The organism is Flavobacterium sp. JAS (assembly GCF_020991455.1).
GTDB lineage: Bacteria > Bacteroidota > Bacteroidia > Flavobacteriales > Flavobacteriaceae > Flavobacterium.
In genome coordinates, this window is sequence record NZ_JAJMOX010000001.1 from 163,990 (window position 1) to 183,457 (window position 19,468).

15 protein-coding genes are annotated in these 19,468 nt (G+C 31.9%); 3 read left to right on the forward strand and 12 right to left on the reverse strand.

The features are described 5' to 3' along the window. The first annotated feature begins 107 nt into the window (after positions 1–107). Entirely contained in the window at positions 108–2,291 is a 2,184-nt protein-coding gene (locus LPB88_RS00700) for a carboxy terminal-processing peptidase (RefSeq protein ID WP_230711906.1), read from the forward strand. A 149-nt stretch (positions 2,292–2,440) separates the two neighbouring features. Next, a complete protein-coding gene (locus LPB88_RS00705) occupies positions 2,441–3,226 on the forward strand; it encodes a DNA/RNA non-specific endonuclease (RefSeq protein WP_230711907.1) in 786 nt (261 codons plus the stop codon). A gap of 44 nt (positions 3,227–3,270) precedes the next feature. On the opposite strand, the gene LPB88_RS00710 is transcribed toward LPB88_RS00705, so the two are convergent. Beyond that, entirely contained in the window at positions 3,271–4,806 is a 1,536-nt protein-coding gene (locus tag LPB88_RS00710) for an MFS transporter (protein WP_230711908.1), read from the reverse strand. Positions 4,807–4,891: 85 nt separating this feature from the next. Here LPB88_RS00710 and LPB88_RS00715 point away from each other — a divergent pair, with 85 nt between their 5' ends. Then, the gene (locus tag LPB88_RS00715; protein WP_230711909.1) at positions 4,892–5,740 is read left to right on the forward strand and encodes an AraC family transcriptional regulator; all 849 of its coding nucleotides are present in this window, start codon (positions 4,892–4,894) and stop codon (positions 5,738–5,740) included. Positions 5,741–5,792: 52 nt separating this feature from the next. On the opposite strand, the gene rpe is transcribed toward LPB88_RS00715, so the two are convergent. From rpe to LPB88_RS00770, 11 genes are all read right to left on the reverse strand, one after another. Next, on the reverse strand, positions 5,793–6,455 hold the full coding sequence (gene rpe / locus LPB88_RS00720; protein ID WP_230711910.1) for a ribulose-phosphate 3-epimerase: 663 nt from the start codon (positions 6,453–6,455) through the stop codon (positions 5,793–5,795). A 397-nt stretch (positions 6,456–6,852) separates the two neighbouring features. Further along, positions 6,853–7,716: an RNA polymerase sigma factor RpoD/SigA gene (locus LPB88_RS00725; RefSeq protein ID WP_007804760.1), complete on the reverse strand. Its 864-nt coding sequence runs from the start codon at positions 7,714–7,716 to the stop codon at positions 6,853–6,855. A gap of 154 nt (positions 7,717–7,870) precedes the next feature. After that, a complete protein-coding gene (locus tag LPB88_RS00730) occupies positions 7,871–8,122 on the reverse strand; it encodes a hypothetical protein (RefSeq protein ID WP_230711911.1) in 252 nt (83 codons plus the stop codon). Positions 8,123–8,320: 198 nt separating this feature from the next. Continuing rightward, the gene (locus LPB88_RS00735) at positions 8,321–9,067 is read right to left on the reverse strand and encodes a LytTR family DNA-binding domain-containing protein (protein ID WP_230711912.1); all 747 of its coding nucleotides are present in this window, start codon (positions 9,065–9,067) and stop codon (positions 8,321–8,323) included. Continuing rightward, positions 9,060–10,601 carry an ATP-binding protein gene (locus LPB88_RS00740; protein WP_230711913.1) on the reverse strand — a complete coding sequence of 514 codons (1,542 nt, stop codon included), beginning with the start codon at positions 10,599–10,601 and terminating at the stop codon, positions 9,060–9,062. Before LPB88_RS00740 ends, LPB88_RS00735 begins: the two co-directional genes overlap by 8 nt. A gap of 300 nt (positions 10,602–10,901) precedes the next feature. Further along, on the reverse strand, positions 10,902–11,294 hold the full coding sequence (locus LPB88_RS00745) for a hypothetical protein (RefSeq protein WP_230711914.1): 393 nt from the start codon (positions 11,292–11,294) through the stop codon (positions 10,902–10,904). 178 nt (positions 11,295–11,472) lie between these two features. Beyond that, positions 11,473–13,254 carry a hypothetical protein gene (locus tag LPB88_RS00750; protein ID WP_230711915.1) on the reverse strand — a complete coding sequence of 594 codons (1,782 nt, stop codon included), beginning with the start codon at positions 13,252–13,254 and terminating at the stop codon, positions 11,473–11,475. A gap of 15 nt (positions 13,255–13,269) precedes the next feature. Next, entirely contained in the window at positions 13,270–14,499 is a 1,230-nt protein-coding gene (locus LPB88_RS00755; protein WP_230711916.1) for a DUF4249 domain-containing protein, read from the reverse strand. 15 nt (positions 14,500–14,514) lie between these two features. After that, complete coding sequence (locus LPB88_RS00760; protein WP_230711917.1) at positions 14,515–15,744, reverse strand: DUF4249 domain-containing protein; 1,230 nt, start codon at positions 15,742–15,744, stop codon at positions 14,515–14,517. A 3-nt stretch (positions 15,745–15,747) separates the two neighbouring features. Next, the gene (locus LPB88_RS00765; protein WP_230711918.1) at positions 15,748–18,531 is read right to left on the reverse strand and encodes a TonB-dependent receptor domain-containing protein; all 2,784 of its coding nucleotides are present in this window, start codon (positions 18,529–18,531) and stop codon (positions 15,748–15,750) included. Then, on the reverse strand, positions 18,532–19,275 hold the full coding sequence (locus LPB88_RS00770) for a hypothetical protein (RefSeq protein WP_230711919.1): 744 nt from the start codon (positions 19,273–19,275) through the stop codon (positions 18,532–18,534). It lies immediately after the preceding gene. Between the last annotated feature and the right edge of the window lie 193 nt (positions 19,276–19,468).

Genomic DNA, 19,468 nt, shown 5'->3' on the forward strand with positions numbered 1-19,468 from the left:
TGAAGAAGATTTTTGCACGTCAAACATTTTTATATCTTTAACAAAAAATTATAGTGGGCTTGGCTTTGTTGGCACAGTTTTTACCGTAACTTAGATTAAAAAATTTGATGAATGCTATTATTAAGTTTATGAAAAGAAATTATAAAATACTTATAGCCGTATTATGCTTGTCATTGACCTTGTTTGCTTTTAAAATTAATGCAGATAAGACGGTAGATCCGGACCCAAATAGAGATAAAACGCTTTTAGAATTGCTTGCTTTTGTTATTGAAAAAGGACATTACAGCCCGGCAGAAATAAATGACGAGTTTTCAAAAGGAATTTTTAAAGATTATATTGATGCATTGGATCCTTCAAAAAGATTCTTTCTTCAGTCTGATATCGACGAATTCAAGCAATATGAATTGCAGTTAGACGATCAGTTTTTGAACAAAGATTTGACGTTCTTCAACCTTACTTATACAAGATTGATGAAGCGTATGGAAGAAAGCAAAAAACGTTATAAGACTATTTTAGCACAGCCCTTCAACTATAATGTTGATGAGACTTTTAATGCCGATTATGAGCATATTCCGTATGCAAAAAATCTAACTGAAATTAACGAAAGATGGAGAAAACAAATCAAGTTATCGACACTTTCTTCGCTTGTTACGAAACAAAAACTAGAAGAGGATAAAAAGAAAAAAGATCCTGCTTATAAGGAAAAAACTTTTGAAACTTTAGAGAAAGAAACTCGTGATAGTTCTTTAAAATCATTAGATGATAATTTCAGTTTAATTAAAGATGTGAATAAAGAAGATTGGTTTTCTGTATATGTAAACTCAATCATGACTCGTTTTGATCCTCACACCAGCTATTTTGCACCTGAAGAAAAAGATCGTTTTGATGTTAATATCAGCGGAAAATTGGAAGGGATTGGGGCAAGATTAACCAAGAAAAACGATTTTACTCAAATTGATGAATTGATCTCAGGAGGTCCTGCATGGAAAGGAAAAGAACTTGAGGCTGGAGATTTGATTTTGAAAGTAGCACAAGGAACCGAAGAGCCAGTTGATGTGGTAGGAATGCGTTTGGATGATGTTGTGAAAAAAATTAAAGGACACAAAGGAACCGAAGTAAAACTTACAGTTAAAAAAGTTGACGGAAGTATCAAGGTGATTTCAATTATCAGAGATATTGTTGAGATCGAAGAAACGTATGCTAAATCTAGTATTGTAGAAAGAAACGGATTGAAATACGGAGTGATTTATTTGCCTAAATTCTACATTGATTTTGAAAATAAAGACGGTCGTGATGCCGGAAAAGATATTGCTCTTGAAGTAGAAAGACTGAAAAAAGAAGATATCAATGGTATCGTACTTGATGTGCGTGATGACGGTGGTGGATCTCTATCTACTGTTGTTGATATTGCAGGTTTATTTATTGAAGAAGGACCAATTGTTCAGGTAAAATCAGCCGGAAAGAAAAAAGAAGTTTTATACGATAAAGATAAAAAAATCGAGTGGGACGGGCCGTTAGTAATTATGGTTAACAGTTTCTCAGCTTCTGCATCAGAGATTTTGGCCGCTGCAATTCAGGATTACAAACGTGGTGTTATCATTGGTAGTAAACAAACTTATGGTAAAGGAACAGTACAAAATGTTCTTGATTTGAACCAGTTTGTACGTAATGCAAATTATGGAGATCTTGGTGCTTTGAAAATTACCGGACAAAAATTTTATAGAATCAACGGAGGTTCAACTCAGTTAGAAGGTGTTCATAGTGATGTTGTTATGCCAGATCGTTATGCTTACTTAAAAATGGGTGAACGTGATATTGACAATGCAATGCCATGGGATAAAATCGATCCTGCTGATTATAGCACTTGGACTTCAAACGAAAACTTTGCAAAAGCAATCGATAATAGTAAAAACAGAATAGCTCAAAATGCACAATTCAAATTGATTGAAGACAACGCAAAATGGATTGATGTTAAAAATAAAGAGAATACTTATAGCTTAAATATAAATAGCTTTAAAGCTACTCAGGAACAAGTTGAAAGTGAAGGCAAGAAATACAAACCTATCTCAGATTATAAAAACAATTTAGTTTTTAAATCATTGCCTTATGAAGAACTTGAAATGAACAGTGACGCTACATTAAAAGAAAAAAGAGAGGTTTGGCATCAAGCGTTAGCTAAAGATGTTTATGTAGAAGAGGCTTTAAATGTTTTAGATGATTTACAATCTAAGAGTTATGTAAAAAACACTGTTTCTCCTAAAATGAAAAAGGATAAATTAGTAAAATCTTAGTTCCAAAGAGAATTAATTTGTTATTAAAACGCTCCATAAATTTAAATTTATGGAGCGTTTTTTTTGTAAGTTTATATAGTATAAGAAAGTAATTTGTGATCTGTTAAAAGTGATTTCCCAGATTTGAATATTGGAAAAAAAACTGTTGTATGAAGAATTATATTGTTTTAGGTTTGATAAGTTTTGTGTTTTTGTCGTGTAAAAAAGAAGGCAATAATCAAAAAGAGTTAATGCAGGAAGAGTCACAAACTTCTTTTGTTGGCAACAATAGTAGTTCAGACTCAACATATACGGTCGCTTATTTGCCAACTTCGACAACAAAACAAATTGTAAAGCACAAATATTATACACTTTCATATAATGAAAAATATGAACAGGCCGAATGGGTTGCGTATGAATTAAAGAAAGAATATTTGAAAAACGAAGACTATAAACGTCCGTATTTTATTGAAGATCCTAAAGTAACAACTGGTTCTGCAGATTGGAGAAACTACAAAAAATCAGGTTACGACAAAGGGCATCTTTGTCCTGCCGGTGATATGGAATTTGATAAAAATGCGTATAATGATACTTTTTATACCTCGAATATTTCTCCTCAAAAGCACGATTTCAATAGCGGAATCTGGAATAGACTAGAGCAAAAGACACGTTATTGGGCAGGAAAGTACAATGATGTTTATGTAGTGACTGGCGGAATTTTGAAAGATTCGGATGAAAAAATAGGGACAGAAAATGTTGCTGTCCCTAAATATTTTTATAAAATCATTTTGGCTAAATCTGGTAAAGAACATAAAGCAATTGCTTTTTTGGTTCCAAATGAAGATAGCAATAAGTCACTTTATGATTTCATGGTTCCCATTGAAACTCTTGAAAAAATGACCGGAATTGATTTTTTTCCTAATCTGAAGAATTTAAAAAGTAATAAGGACTTTTAGGTCAGCAATAGTTTGTGTTTTTTTTCTTAGAATAAACGTTCAATTTATAAGCTGCTTTGTGCTTTTCTGGGATTGAATAGTATAAAACTTAAAAGGGCTAATATCCAGACACCAATTCCTCCATAAAGTAATATCATTTCAAAACCATGTGCAAGTGCTGCTTGTAAAACTGATTCTGATGAATTTAATGTGTTTAGTTTTGAAAAATCATTGGTAAGTGATGAAACATTTCCTGCTGCTATTTTTTCCGAAATAAGCCGTAATGTAGTTTTCTCTACAGATCCAGGAAATGCGTTATTCAGATAAGAGAAAATTCCCTCCACCAAAATAAAACCCATTAAAGCAATATTAATAGATAAGGTAATTAGTCTTGCACTCATGTCTATTCCTGAGGCCATTCCGGAGCGATTAGACGAAACCGAACCTGTAGTTGTATTAGTTACAGGTGTGTTGGTTAAACCTAATCCAATTCCTGCGAGTAAAGAACCCGGAAGCATTGTTAGCCAACTGGAATGTTCTGCGATACTGCCATATCTCATAAATATAAAACCGAGTCCTATTATAAAGAGACCTGCCGGTATTATAATTCCTGAACGATAACGAACGGAAAGGTATTCTGCAAAAGGAGGAATAATTAAAGTAGGAAGGGTATAGGGGAGCAAAGAAAGTCCTACGGTAACAACGTCATATCCTAAACAACTTTGGAAGTATATAGGTAAATAAATTATAAAGGGCCAAAAGCTAAAATTCATTCCTATAGAACCTAGTATAGCGCCTGAAAAATTACGTATCCTAAATACCGAGAAGTCAAACATTGGGTACGGATTTGTTTTTTCGACCCATAAAAATATCCCGAAACTGATTATTGTAGCGCCTATAATGCTTAATGCTATAGGGCTTGCAAAGCCAAGATCTGGTCCTTGTGTGATAAAATAACTTAATCCAAAGACCGCGATAGATAATGTGGTCATTCCCCAAATATCTAGTTTTTTAGCATCAGAATCTTTAGATTCATCTACATAGCCATAGACCAAAATTACAGCAAGAGCTGCTATAGGAACGTGTATTAGAAAAACCCATTTCCAGGACAATATTGCTATGATTGCAGCTCCTATTATAGGACCAAAACCTAACCCGACACCAAGAATTATTCCCCAGATGCTGAAAGCGCTGCTGCGTTCTTTTCCTTCTTGAAATTGATGCGATAAAGTTGCTACCTGGCAAATTAACATTGCACCGCCGCTTATTCCCTGAAAAAAACGACTGATTATTAATATAGTAATGTTTTCTGCCAAACCACAAATTAAAGAGGAAATTCCAAATAAAATTAAAGTAATCATTAGAATACGTTTTCTGCCATATCGATCAGCCAATGTTCCTGCCGCCATTAGAACAGTTGTGCAGCCTATTGTATAGATATTCATGATCCATTGCATGTCTCGAAGGTTGGCGTTTAATAGTTTTTCGAGCGTTGGCAGAATAACCGGAACGCTTGAAATTTCTAAAGAGAACATTAATGTGGCTAAACAAATCGCAATGAGAACGACTGTGTTTTTGCTGGAGTAAAATTTTTGCTTCATTTTTTCTATTGTATTTTTAGCAAAATTATACTGAGTATATTTATTTTTTCGGTATAATTTAATGATAAAAAAGTACTTTTGTAGTATGAGAAAAGAAAACATGCATCAATCGGTAGAGGTAATTTATAAAAAGGTAGATGAATGCCCAATTATAAATTCTCAGTTCAGTTTTTTCCAGATGGTTTATGTTATTTCGGGAAATGGATTTCTCCATATCAATGGAAATGCAATATCTTATCAAACTGGAAATCTAATGCTGCTAACGCCAAATGATTATCATACTTTTGATATTGTAAATACGACAGAGTTTTTATTGGTTAAGATTAATAGTGAATATGTAAAAGAATATAAATCAAAAAGTATTGATCATATTGGTTGTTTGTTACATTATGCGTCACATTTATCGGGTTGTATTTTGAAAAGAAAAGCAGATGAATTCCTTGTTAAATCTATATCAGATTCTTTGATTCATGCTATAGAGAATAAGGATATTTATGATGAAGATTTAATAACACATTATGTAAACGCACTTATTGTAATTGCTGCTCGAAACATTGCTAAAATGAAACCAAAAGGCATAAAAGAGAGCGCAGATAAAAGAATTCTGGAAATTATTAATTATATTCAGGCTAACATTTTCTTTCCTCAAAAATTAAAAGCCTCGGCTATAGCAGAGAAATTTGATATATCGGATACGTATCTTGGTAGTTATTTTAAGAATCATTGTGGAGAAACGATTCAGACTTTTGTTTCAAATTATAAAATACGATTAATAGAACATCGTTTAAGCTTTAGTGATATGAGAATTAATGAAATTGTAGATGAATTTGGTTTTTCAGATGAAAGTCATCTCAATAAATTTTTCAAGAAGCATAGAAATATTAGCTTGACAGGATATAGAAGAGCTAAAGTTTTACAGAACGAATTGACATAAAAAAAGCCGAAGATTTCTCTTCGGCCTCTATTTTTTTTATCTTTTTTGAAACTTAAAAAGCGGTCAAAGCTTTTAAGTCGGCAATAGTTTGAGTTGGATTTTCGGCTTTAAAAACAAAGCTTCCAGCAACCAAAACATCTGCTCCGGCTTCTACTAGTTGTTTTGCATTTTTGCTTGTTACACCACCATCTATTTCAATTAATGTTGAAGCGTTTTTGCGTGTAATTAGAGCTTTTAATTTCTCAACTTTAGCATACGTATTTTCGATGAATGATTGTCCTCCAAAACCTGGATTCACACTCATGATGCAAACTAAATCAATATCGTTGATCACATCCTCTAATAAATCAATGTTTGTATGTGGGTTGATTGCAACTCCGGCTTTCATTCCTTCGGCTTTAATGGCCTGAAGTGTTCTGTGCAAATGTGTACAAGCTTCATAATGCACGCTTAGGATATTTGCACCTAAATCGGCAAAAGTTTTAATGTATCTGTCCGGATCAATAATCATCAAATGTACATCGATAGTTTTTTTTGCATGTCTTGAAATAGCTTCTAAAACAGGCATTCCAAAAGAAATATTCGGAACAAAAACGCCATCCATAATATCAATATGAAACCAATCAGCCTGACTGTTATTGATCATTTCGACATCACGTTGTAAATTGGCAAAATCAGCTGCAAGAACAGAAGGTGCAATAAGAGTATTCTTCATTGTGTAGTTGTGTGTTGTGTTGTTTTTTTTGTAAAGATAATTTTTTTATGATTTACATTGAAATTTAACCGCAAAGTTCGCAAAGGTTTACGCGGAGTTCGCAAAGGATTTGTAAATGATCTTTAACAAAATTTAAAGTTCACAAAGCTTTGCGAACTTTGTGTTTTTACAACATTCAAAAGATAAAAAAACCTTTGCGGACTTTGCGGTTAAAAAAACACCAATAAAAAACTCCGGTAATCAGCCGGAGTTTCAATCATCAATCAAAAAACGAACAGTCAATCAAACTGTTGTTTGCTTTAAAATTCCAATTATACTATTTTTCGAATAAAATTCCAAATTCCAACAGTAATTGGTATTTGGAATCTTTAAATATTAGGAATTTATATTTTAAATATTAACCTAAATAGGTTTTAAGAATTTTACTTCTAGAAGTGTGTTTTAATCTACGGATTGCTTTTTCTTTAATCTGACGAACACGCTCACGAGTTAAGTCGAAAGTTTCTCCAATTTCCTCTAAAGTCATTGGGTGTTGATCGCCAAGACCAAAATATAAACGAACTACATCTGCCTCTCTAGGAGTTAATGTTTCTAATGAACGCTCAATTTCAGTACGTAATGATTCGTGAATTAACTCTCTGTCAGGGTTTGGAGACTCTCCAGAACGTAAAACGTCATAAAGGTTAGAATCTTCACCTTCAACAAGAGGTGCATCCATAGATAAGTGACGACCAGAGTTTTTCATAGACTCTTTTACATCATTTACAGTCATGTCAAGTTCTTTTGCAATTTCTTCAGCAGATGGTGGACGCTCGTTAGATTGCTCTAATAAAGCATACATTTTGTTGATTTTATTGATAGAACCAATTTTGTTTAATGGTAAACGAACAATACGAGATTGTTCTGCCAAAGCCTGTAGAATCGATTGACGAATCCACCATACAGCATAAGAGATGAATTTGAAACCACGAGTTTCGTCAAAACGTTGAGCCGCTTTAATTAAACCTAAGTTTCCTTCATTAATTAAGTCAGGAAGAGTTAACCCTTGATTTTGATATTGTTTAGCAACCGATACAACGAAACGTAGGTTGGCTTTTGTTAATTTTTCTAAAGCTCTTTGATCACCAGCCTTTATTCTTTGTGCTAATTCTACCTCTTCATCAGCGGTAATTAGGTCAACTTTTCCAATTTCTTGTAGGTATTTGTCTAACGATGCAGTTTCACGATTGGTTACCTGCTTGGTGATTTTAAGTTGTCTCATGTTTTTTGTCTCCTCAATTTTTAAGTGTACAAATGGTTATACGTATGAAGATACAAAAAAGTTACAATTAGATAAGAAATATTTAAAAAAAGAAAGACACTCGGCTTTAAATGTTTAATTTGGAGTGTTTTATCTAATAAGACAAAATTTAGTTTTACTCTGAAAAATCATCAGAGGCGTCTAAAATCTCGTCAAATATCTTCTTAAGTGATTTTATATAAATAGGAAGTGCAATTAGTAATAATAGATATTCTTTTCTGAGAACTGTAACATCATCCAGGATTTGATATAAAGAAGGAATGATTACAGCTAATGAGACAACAATTCCAACCCAGGGATTGTTGATTATTTTTTTTAGGATTGATAAAAGTTTCATGTCAGGCTGGTTGATTAACGCAATTCTCATTTGTCGCTGTTTTGTTGTTTTCGAGTGTAAAATTAATTTTGATTTTGCGGTTATAGTAGAGAAATGTCATAAAGACCTGTTTTCGTGTCATGAAGTCTTAAAAGAGGGTTTCGTATTAATTTTTGTGCTAAAACAAAAAAATCCTCTTTGAAATAAAGAGGATTTGAAGATTTATGATTTTAAAAATAAGGCGTTTTTTTAGGATAAAATATTCATCTTTTTTATAAAATCTTTATAAGTGTCGCTTAAATTTATTTTGTGATTTCCTTTTAAGATTACAAGATTATCGGCGAGGATGATTTCTTCGATTTTGTCTGTATTGACAATAGTGTTTCGATGCGTTTTTATGAATTTATTCTTGTCTAATAAATTACTGATCTTGGTCAGAGAGATCTGAATGACGAATTTTTCTTTTTCGGTAATAATATTGCAATATCGTTCTTCGACTTCGATATATAGAATATCGTTTATTGCTACTTTTTTGAGAGAATTTTTCTTCTTTATAAATAAATAATCATTGCTAATTACAGTGTCTTGTTCTTCGCTTAGAAACACATTTGTTTGTTCATAGAATTTTTCGACTGCCATTTCTATAGCATATAGTATCTCTAACTCATTAAAAGGTTTCATTAGAAAACTGAAAGGTTTTGTAAGTTTTGCACGTTCAAAAATCTCCCGGTCTTGTGAGTTGGTCAAAAAGACAAATGGTTTTGAAGCGTTCGGAATGATATTGATAGACTCTGCAAAAGTAATTCCGTCTGGTTTTCCGTCAAGAAACACATCGATGATGATAACATCAACTGTGTTTTCGTAAAAAAGCTTTATGGCATCAGTAAAGTTTTTGGCTACTCCGGCAACGGTGTAATTGTTTTCAAGCAATACTTTGGTAAGCGCATCGCTTTGTTCTGGAGTATCTTCTATTATTAAAACATTGATATTATCCATTGTCTATTGTTTTTGGGAAAGTCAAAATCATTTTTGTTCCCTTGTTTAGTTCACTTTCTATAGCTAAGGTTCCGCTATTTTTCCTGATCATCTGTTTGCATAATTGTAAGCCTAAACCAGTTCCTATAATTTCAGAATTGTCCTTTTTAGCTAGCAATTCACCGTCCGAAAGTAATTCTTGAATAGTACTTTCTTTCATTCCTATACCCGAATCTTCAATAATAAGTTTGCAGAAATCGGTATTTGTATCTTCTGTGAAAAAACTTATTTTCCCTTTTTCGTTAGAAAATTTAATAGCATTGTCTAATAAATTTCGAAGTACAATTTTTAACGAATCCAGGTCTACGAAGATAAAGATATTTTTTGAAACCAAATTCTCAAAACTAATCGTTTTGTCAAGAAGTAAAGGTTTGTAATTGTATTCGATTTGCTGTACAATAGAATACAAATGAACCGATTCTTTATGAAAATACAATTGTTTGGTTTGCAGCATTGCCCAATGCAATAAATTATCTAATAAACTGTAAGCGCCATTTGCAATAGTGCTGTTTTGTATGATAAGTTGGTTTAATTCATCATAATTTTTGGTTTCAAGAGTTGCTGATAATTTGGAATTACTTGTTTTGAGTGCATTTACGGACGAACGCAAATCATGACTTACAATAGAGAACAATTGATCTTTAGTAGCGTTTAGTTCGTCGAGTTTATTTTTTTGTAATAATATAGTTTTGGAATTTTTTACTTTTTGAGCATAAAGATAAACACCGGCAGTTAAAAGTAATAACAAAACGATTGCAGCAAAAAAGAAACCATTACGTTGAGTTTTTTTTAGTTTGTTTTCGATTTCAAGCACTTTGATTTGCTTTTGTTTTTGAGCTACGGCAAATTTTTTCTCAAAGTCAGCGACAGCCCAAATTTTACTTTGATTGTTTAAAGAGTCCTTCCATTGGCCAGCTTCTTTTCTATATGACAATGCTTCTTTTAAGTTGCCTTTGTTTTCTTCTACGACTGACATATTCTTTGCGGCAACCCATTTGGTGTCAAAATCATTTGTCATTTTAGAAAGAGAATAGGCTTTTTCGAAGTAAGGAATGGCTTTTTTATCTTTATATTGGACATAATATAAATTTGCAATATTCATATATAATTCAATTAAAGAAATGGTATTTTTTTCTTTTTCTTTTAATTTAAGACTTTTAAAAAAATATACTTCTGCTTTGTCAAATTGATTAATTAGTAAATAACAACTTCCCAGATTTCCATAAATTACACTTATTTTAAAACCTTGTTTGCTTGTTAATGGGAGTTTTTCGACTTTTTCAAAATATTGAATGGCTTTTTTGTATTCTTTTAGTTCTAAAGATGTCTCTCCTAAAATTTTGTTCACTAATGGATAAAACTCGAAATTTTGTGTTACTAGTTTAAGCTCCGTTTTAGCTTCTTTAAATAGTTTTAGTTGCCGAAATGAGTTTCCTCTTAAATAGTGACAATAGTTTATTAATTCCTTGTTTTTACAAGAACTTAATTGCTTCATTGAATAAACTAACGTGGAGTCCCATTTTTTATTAATGAAAAAAAAATGGGCCTTTTTAAAGTTAATTTCAGTTTTGAACAAGAGTGCTTTTTCCTTCAGAATTTCCTCAAAAGGATCTGTTTCTATTTGTATCCTTGAGTATATTAATGATGTAGAAAAGGTCAAAAATAAAATTAAAACTAGTTTAAATTTAGACATTTTTGAATAAATTAACTTTAGGTGAGTTTTGGTAATTATAAATATAGTTTAACCTAAACTAAAGATGTTTGGTTAAACTATATGCTATAAAAAAATCTATACTTATGTTCCTACTTTTACTTCAGTCCCTCTAGAAGTTTCAGGGTCAATATTTCGTAAGTAAGACTTAACGGTCGTAATATTGTTAACTGTATCAGAGATATAATCAACTTCAACATACCAAACATCATAAGTGTCGGGTGAGCTTTCATCCCAGTTATAGTCAAAATAGATTTCGACATTGGTATCATTTTCAATTAGAGTTCCAATGACCGGATTTTGTGAATCTTTAGAGTTAATGTATACAGTAGCGCAGATTTTTAATGTAAGTACTCCTTGATTTCTGTAAAATTGTGCTGAGGCTAAAGGAGGAATTGGGAAAGTAAGATTGCTTTTGTCTGAGAACACAAAATCTTCTACATTAATTCTTGTAATTTGGGTAACTTTAAAATTCATAATAGGTTTTTTAGGGTTAATATTTTTATTTTTGGTAGGCTAAAGGTATTTTTTTTCTTTCAATAAAGTATGAAATATCTTTAGTTTTTCTTAATTAACCCTAATTGTAATAACTACTTAACTATATCCCTTTTGGAATTTAGTCCATTTTATTGCTTAAACCTTCAAAAAAACTGTTTTATTTGACAGTGATATTTTTAGAAACATAAACAGGTTGTCCGCTTTCAGTAAAACCTTCCAGGACTACCTCAAAGTTTCCTTTTAGATCTGAAGTGTAGAAAGGTATATTATCTTCCTTTTGATCTAATTTCACATTTGGTTTCCATAACAATTGATATCTGTAATCTGGAACTCTTTGCAAATTGTTTCCGGCAGAATAATCAGGATTGTTGTATACTTTCTCAGGATTTGGTCTTTGAATTTCTGTTGTTTTTAGATATTTTTTGACATAATTTGTAGCAAAATCACTGTTTTTGGTTTCAAAACTAATCATTCCCCCATACAAATTAGGGCCATAAACATACGGTTCGTTGATAAGGCTTACTTTATCTACATTTCCCATATTATAATCAAAAAGGTCACTAGGATCTTGAATTAAAAGTCCGTCAACAAGAACCAAAGGTTTGCCGTACATCTCAAGATCTTTATGGTCGTTTCGAACGCGTAATTGATACTTACCATTTTCTTTACGATAATAAAGCTCGATTATAACTTCTACAATATTTTCTTTTAATGTTGGAAAACGCGTGTAATCATCAAGAACATACGCTTTTTCGATAGTATTAAAAAACGGACTTACTACAGCTTCAGTTACTAAACTGTCTTTCTTAATCTGATAATAAGCATTCTGAATCTGGCTCGCTGTTGATCTGTCTTCAATATCTTTTTTAAGTTCAGGTGTCAAATTAAGTTTTGATGTAAACTGTAATGACGAAGTATCAAATTTTGGAAATGCATCAAAAACTATAGAATAATCGGCACTTTTATCATCCAGTACTTGTACTATTGCGTTAGAAAAATCAGGAAATTTATCCAATAAAAAGGCAAATTTTCCCTGAGCATTTGTCTTAACTATTTTTAATACAAATTCTTTTCCCGGTAAAGAAAGCGAAAGTGATTTGTCATTTACAGGAAGATTGCTTTTTGATACAATTGTTCCGGTAATTAATTCTGATCTTAATTCAGGTGTATATGCAAAGTACGTTGTATTATAATCAGTATAATTAGTAGCCGTCTTTTTTACGAATTCCTGAGGGCTTAATTGTTTTAAAGTCGGGATTTGATCTGTTTTTCTAATTGAAACAGAATAGTTTCCTTTTTCGATAGTTCCGGTAACCGATTTTATTTTTAGATTGGCTTTTTCTCTCGTGTAATAACTCTCTTTGTCTAATTCAAAATCGACTCTTTTTTCGTTGCCCAGACTTGAAGATTCTGAACTTTGAGCAGTCGAAGCGGTGCTTTTTGCGGTAAGATCAAAAGTTATATTCTCGTTTGGTTCCTGAGTTTGAAACGGATTAATGATAAAAATGTCTATTTCGTTTGTTTGCGATTTAGGATTGTTAAGCATCCATTTTGTATAAGCAATTACTTTGTAGTTACCTGTTTTTAGAGTAGTAGGTATAAAGTATTCACCCGCTCCGATTCCTTTTTCAAGGTAAACTTTGTTTTTTTGAAGCGAGTTTTTATCACGATCAACAAGTTCGATATAAGCTATTTTACTAATATGACTTGGCGTATTATTAATGGGATTTAAGCAAAATAATTTATAATACAATGTTTCTCCCGTTAAGAAAGTGGTTGTGTTTGAGTGAAGGAAGATAGTTTCCTGCATTGAGGTATTTAGATTCTTGTTTTGTTGAGCACAAACAAATAAACTGTTTGTCAATAGAAGAGTTAAAACAAAGAATTGTTTGATTCGATCCAAAATGTTTGTCTGATTGTATATTGAAAATTGTTTCATAAATTTTAAAAAGTATTAATCTATCCAAAAAGGAGGAACGATATTAGATGAAAAAGTAGTACAATCTCCGCACGGAGCTTTTACCATAGAATAAAGTGAAAAGCCATTAAATGAAACTAATGAAGCTGTATTTGTACGAATAAGAGATCGTAGTATTTGTCTTCTGCAAGGAAGATCTCCAGGACAATCGTCATAAGCTTCAATATGGCAATCACTTTCATAGTAAGGCGGAAGTGGTTCGTTTGGGAACAAATCAGCATAATTAAAGTAGATTCTTTCTGAAGAGACAGAAGATACTTCAAAAAAGCCTATAACTTTTTCGCTAGGATTTTCTACGGATTTTATATTGCCATAAAAGAAACCCGGTTGTTTAGGTGAAAGTACATTTCCTGATGTCGACAAATCTTTTAATGTTTTGTAATAAGTATATGCAGCCAGGTTTTGAACAAATTGTTTTACAAAAATGCTGTAGCGATGTGATATGATATAGCTTTGATCGCTAATGAAACGAACAGGAAAATGCACACGGTCTTCACTACTGCTATTAGTATTGTTCAAAATAATATCTTCAGATTTTTTAGTGGAGAAACAGGTTTTGTTTTCAACTGTTCTGAGAGATACTAGAATACCTTCCGTTTCGGGCCTTCCTGGGAAATCATTAGCAGGATCTGGTGGAATTGCGGGAAATGTTTTAATACTGGTCATAAGAGGCGCCCACAGGGGAGCTACTATTTTATAGGTTTCAGTATACTCGTATCTGTAATATTTTGAAGTATTTGTTGGGTCATAACTATTTACATTTATTTGAACCCCACGCTGTCCTGAAACATTTTCAACCGTTGCTGTTATATTATCAATCTTGGTTTCTGTAGTTAAAGTTTGTTCATCAGAAGTATAGTTTTTACCTTCTTTGGTTTTAATTTTTAATTGATATTTTCTTCCTGGCTCTGCTCTAAATTGAGTAAGAGAAGCATAAACGGTATCTTTCTGTTCAAATTGATATTCATTTCCTTGATCATCAGAAACAAAAAGGTTGGCACCAGTTTCAAATTTAGGGCCGGTTTCGTCGAGTTGGTAAACTTGAGAAACTCTTATAATTTGATTTTTAACTTCATTTGTAATCGTTCCTTCCACAACAAGAGCACTTTCAAAATCAGTATTTTTAAAAGCGTATTGTTCTGTACAGCCAGTTATGGCGAGGGCGAGAAAAAAGAAAATTAAGATTTTATATTTGAAATATTTCATGAATTTTAAAAGAGATTAATCTACCCAAAAAGGAGGAACGATATTAGATGAAAAAGAGGTGCAATCTCCACAGGGGGCTTTTACTAAGAAAAAAGTAGACAAGTAATTCCATGATGACATTACACGCGATCTTGTGCCGAGCAACGAAAGTAGTGCAACGCCTTTACAAGGAGGAGGGCCATCACAATTCTCAAACATTTCAGGTTCACAATCGGTTTCGTAATAAGGTGGAAGAGGTTCTTTAGGGAATAAATCCGAATAATTGAAATAAATTCTTTCTGAAGAGACAGCAGATACTTCAAAAAAACCAATTATTTTTTCAGTAGGATTTTCTACAGATTTTATATTGCCGTAAAAGAATCCGGGCTGTTTTGGTGAAAGAATATTTCCGGATGTTGATAAATCTCTTAAGGTTTTGTAATACGTATGAGCAGCCAAATTTTGCACATACTGTTTTACAAAAATACTGTAACGATGTGATATGATATAGTTTTGATCACTGATGAAACGAACCGGAAAATGCACACGATCTTCAATGCTGCTATTGGTGTTGTTTAGAATAATGTCTTCAGATTTTTTAGTAGAAAAACAGGTTTTGGCTTCTTTTACTCTAGGAGTTACAACAATTTCAGCATGCGCTGGAATAGCTGGAATATCATTTTTAGGATCTCCCGGATTGCCTGGAATTGCTATTACATTAGCCTCTAGAAAATACCACTGAGGTGCTATAATTTTATAAGTCTCAGCATACTCGTATCTGTAATATTTTGAAGTGTTTGTTGGGTCATAACTATTTACGTTTATTTGAACGCCACGTTGCCCTTGAACATTTTCAACGGTTGCAGTTATATTATCGATCTTGGTTTCGGTAGTTAATGTTTGCTCGTCAGAAATATAATTTTTGCCTTCTTTTGTTCTTATTTTTAATTGATATTTTCTGCCTGGCTCAGCTTTAAATTGAGTCAGAGAAGCATAAACAGTATCTTTTTGTTCAAATTGATATTCGTTTCCTTGGTCATCCGTAATAAAAACATTTGCCCCAGTTTCCAATCTTGGTCCGGTTTCTTCTAGTTGGTATACCTGAGAAAGTCTTATGATCTGGTTTTTATACTCATTTGTTATGGTTCCTTCAACAACCAGGGCGCTTTCAAAATCAGTATTTTTAAAAGCATATTGTTCTGTACAGCCAGTTATAGCAAGTGCCAGAAGAAGGAAAATCGAGATTTTATATTTAAAATATGCCATAATTTAGAATTTAAAATTATAGGTAATACTTGGAATTGGAATCGAGAAGATAGAAGTTTTATAAGCTTTTATTTGCCCTTTGTCTGTTACGAAAAACACAGAATAAGGATTGTTTCTTCCTAAAACATTATAAACCGAAATGTTCCAAAAACTATGCGCTAGTTTTTTTATTTTATGATTTCCTTCAATATTAACGCCAATGTCAAGTCTGAAATAATCCGGAATTCTAAATTTATTACGATCACTATAAACAGTGTATTTTGCATTTCCGTAATCATAAGTCCCAATTGGGTAGGTTATTGGTCGTCCTGTTTGGTAGATAAAATTACTAGAAAAACTGTAACGTTTTGTTATTCTGTAATTTAATACCGCACTAAAATCATGTGGTTTGTCAAAATTAGAAGCAAAATACTTTCCGTCGTTTACTTTTTCTTCATTAAATTGACTGTTTAATTTTATTAACGATCTGGAATAAGTATATCCTAACCATCCGTTAAGTCTGCCCACTTGTTTTTTTAGTAATACTTCAATACCATAAGCTTTTCCGTCTCCTTGTAGAAGTTCTGTTTCAATATTATCGTTCAATAATAAATCAGCACCAACTTTGTAATCCAGGATGTTTTTTGATTTTTTATAATATCCTTCTAAACTAAGTTCTAATTCGTCATCTTTCAAATTCTTATAAAAACCAAGTGAAACCTGTTGTGCGCTTTCTGGTTTTACATTCAAATCAGAAAGTTTCCAAATATCTGTTGGAGATTGCGTTGTGTTGTTTGATAACAAATGAATGTATTGATAGGTTTTGTCGTAACTGGCACGAACAGAAAAATCATCAGTAATAAAATATCTGGCAGCAATTCTAGGTTCTAATCCGCCATATCGTTTTATTACTTCATTGTTTTTATAGGTTTTAGTTTCGACAACAGTAGCATCGCTAATAGGAAGATTGTCTTCATATATTCTTTGAGTAGATGGTCCTAATGCTGCAAATGAAGAATATCTTAAACCAAAATCAAGTAAAAACTTGTCATTAATCTTAAAGTTGTCGCCAATATAAGCTGCAGATTCTAAACCTCTTTCTTTTTCTATTTCAATAGGAATTAAAGTAGATTCAGGATTTTCGGGTCTAAGATATCCGGGATTAATACCATATAATTTAGTAGATAAACCGTAGCTGAATTTGTGTTTTTCATTATATAAATAAATCATTTTTATCTGCGCCTGAGTCTCGTTGATTTTATATCCAAAATCAAATGAATTTACCCCGGGAGATTGATAATCAATGTTAAATTTGTATTCACTATTAGTGAAGAGTAAGGAACCTTTATTCTTTTCGTTAAAACTGTGATTCCATTTTATCGTAGCCAATCTGTTGCTGTATTTATATAATGAATCAGATGAAACACTAAACTTATCATGACTATAATATAGTGTAGACTCAATATCATTATTAGCATTTATTTTATGATTGTATTTTAAAATAAGATCATAAAATGAAGCTTGGCTGTTTTTTAAGTTCTCATCATCCAGACTTTTTAAAATCCAATCAGAGTAACTGGCTCTTCCTCCAACAACTAAACTAGATTTTCCTTTAACTATAGGTGTCGAAATCATCAGGTTGCTAGTTGCGGGCCCAATTCCTCCTTCGCCTTCAAATTTGTTGAAGTTTCCTGTTTTAGAAGTAATATCAAAAACAGAAGACAGTCTTCCTCCAAACTCGGCAGGAATACTTCCTTTGTAGATATCAACTTTTTTTGTTGTGTAAGGGTTTAAAGCTGTAAAAAAGCCAAAAAAGTGATTTGGATTATACAAAACAGCGTTATCTAGTAAAAATAAATTCTGATCTTCTTTACCACCTCTAACATTGTATCCTGCAGAACCTTCTCCAGCCGTTTTTATTCCTGGTAAGGTTAAGGCAACTTTCAGGATATCGCGCTCACCTAATACCAAGGGAACATTTTTGATTCCTTCAGAGTCAATAGTGGTTACTCCTGTAATTGCAGCTTTTGCGTTCTTGCTTTTATTTGTTTTGACTAAAACTTCATCAAGTTGGTTTATATTATCAACTACGCTAAAGTTTAAGGTACCGTCGTTATAAACCATGATGCTTTTGGTTACTTTATCGTATGAAAAAGTTTCGGTTTCAACCGTGCTCATTCCCGCAGGTACTTGTAATTTATAGAAACCGTTTTTATCAGTAACGGCTGTGTATTCAGTATTCGGAATTTTTATTAAAACATTAGCAACTCCTTGTCTGTTTTTTCCACCTCTAACAATACCGGAGAGTGTATAGGTTTTCTTCTTTTGATTCTTTACTTCCTTACCAATAAGAACAACATCCCGAACATTTTTATTCGGATTTCTGGTATTTGTTTTCTTTATTGAGTCATATTGCTGATAAAAAACAGGAGCTACCATTTCTCCGTTTTCATTTTTTTCTAATGGAACGCCAAAATAGTCATCAGGAAGTTCGTTGTATATGATACTATTATTAGTTAGTATGATTTTATTATCAGCAATAAAAAAATTAAAGCTGGTGTTTTGAAAAACATCTTCAAGAACTTCACCAATGCGAACTTCTTTAAATTGTTTTGATATAACAGTACTGTCAGTTGCCAACCATTTTTCGTCAAAATAGAATTTATAGTAAGAAACTTGTTCTATATTTTGAATAGCAGTTTTAAGATTTGCATTTTTAAATTCTACCGAAACTTTGTCGCTGATTACCTGAGAGTATATAATTTGCTGAAAGGCTAGTAATAATATTAAGAGAGTAATTTTTTTCATTTAATTAGAACTTTTTTTTAGAAGACCATTGATTTGTTTCGTTAGATTTTCCATGAATAGGTTTTTATCTGATCGTTCTAACTTTTTATTGGTACTGTAATAATCGTTAATTTCTTTTTTAATCGATGGAAAGATCTTTTTTACATCTTTTTCTGATTGAACCTTGTAAAAAAAGCTGTTGTATTTTAAGATAAAATCGATGTTGTAAATGAAGTTATAATAGACACCATCTGATTGGAATATTTTGATTTTTTCTTTTCTGTGTTTAATATAAAGAGAAACATCATTTCCAACATAAGACTCTTCGTATATGCCCATTATGAGGTTAGGGAATTTTATGGATTCTGATTTTAAGTTGACAAATTTCTTATTCTTAAAAGTAAAAAAATCAACTTTGTCCTTTATAAGTGTAATAGGCAGATTCTCAGATTCCCCGTTTTGTTTGTATATAATCTGATCATCGTAAATGTCATATTTAAGATTGACACTTGTATAGATCTCGCCTTCAAAACTTAGATTACCAATATTGAACTCGTCAATATAGTATCTGTTTTTGTTTGGCATTGGCCGAAAGGGCTCACTATGAACAACTCCATTATTAATATTGAGATTGTCTTTTCCTACAGCATTATCGAAGTAATTGTAGAGTGAGGATTTTTCATTAGTTTGGGAATGTAAATATGAAATATTTAAGAAGGTGCTAAATATCAAAAGATAAGTAGTTTTTTTTTGATAATTTTTCAAAGGAATCGTGGTTTTATGTTTTTGATTTGATGAGTTTCAAAAGTATTAAAAAAATATCTCACAAAACAATGAACAAACGTTAAAATGTAATAAAAATGCTATTATTTTTTACGGGAAACCTCATTTTGTTTAAAGAATGGGTGTTTTTTTTAAACAAATGCTCTGAAAAAATAATAATGTGATGCTTTTTTTG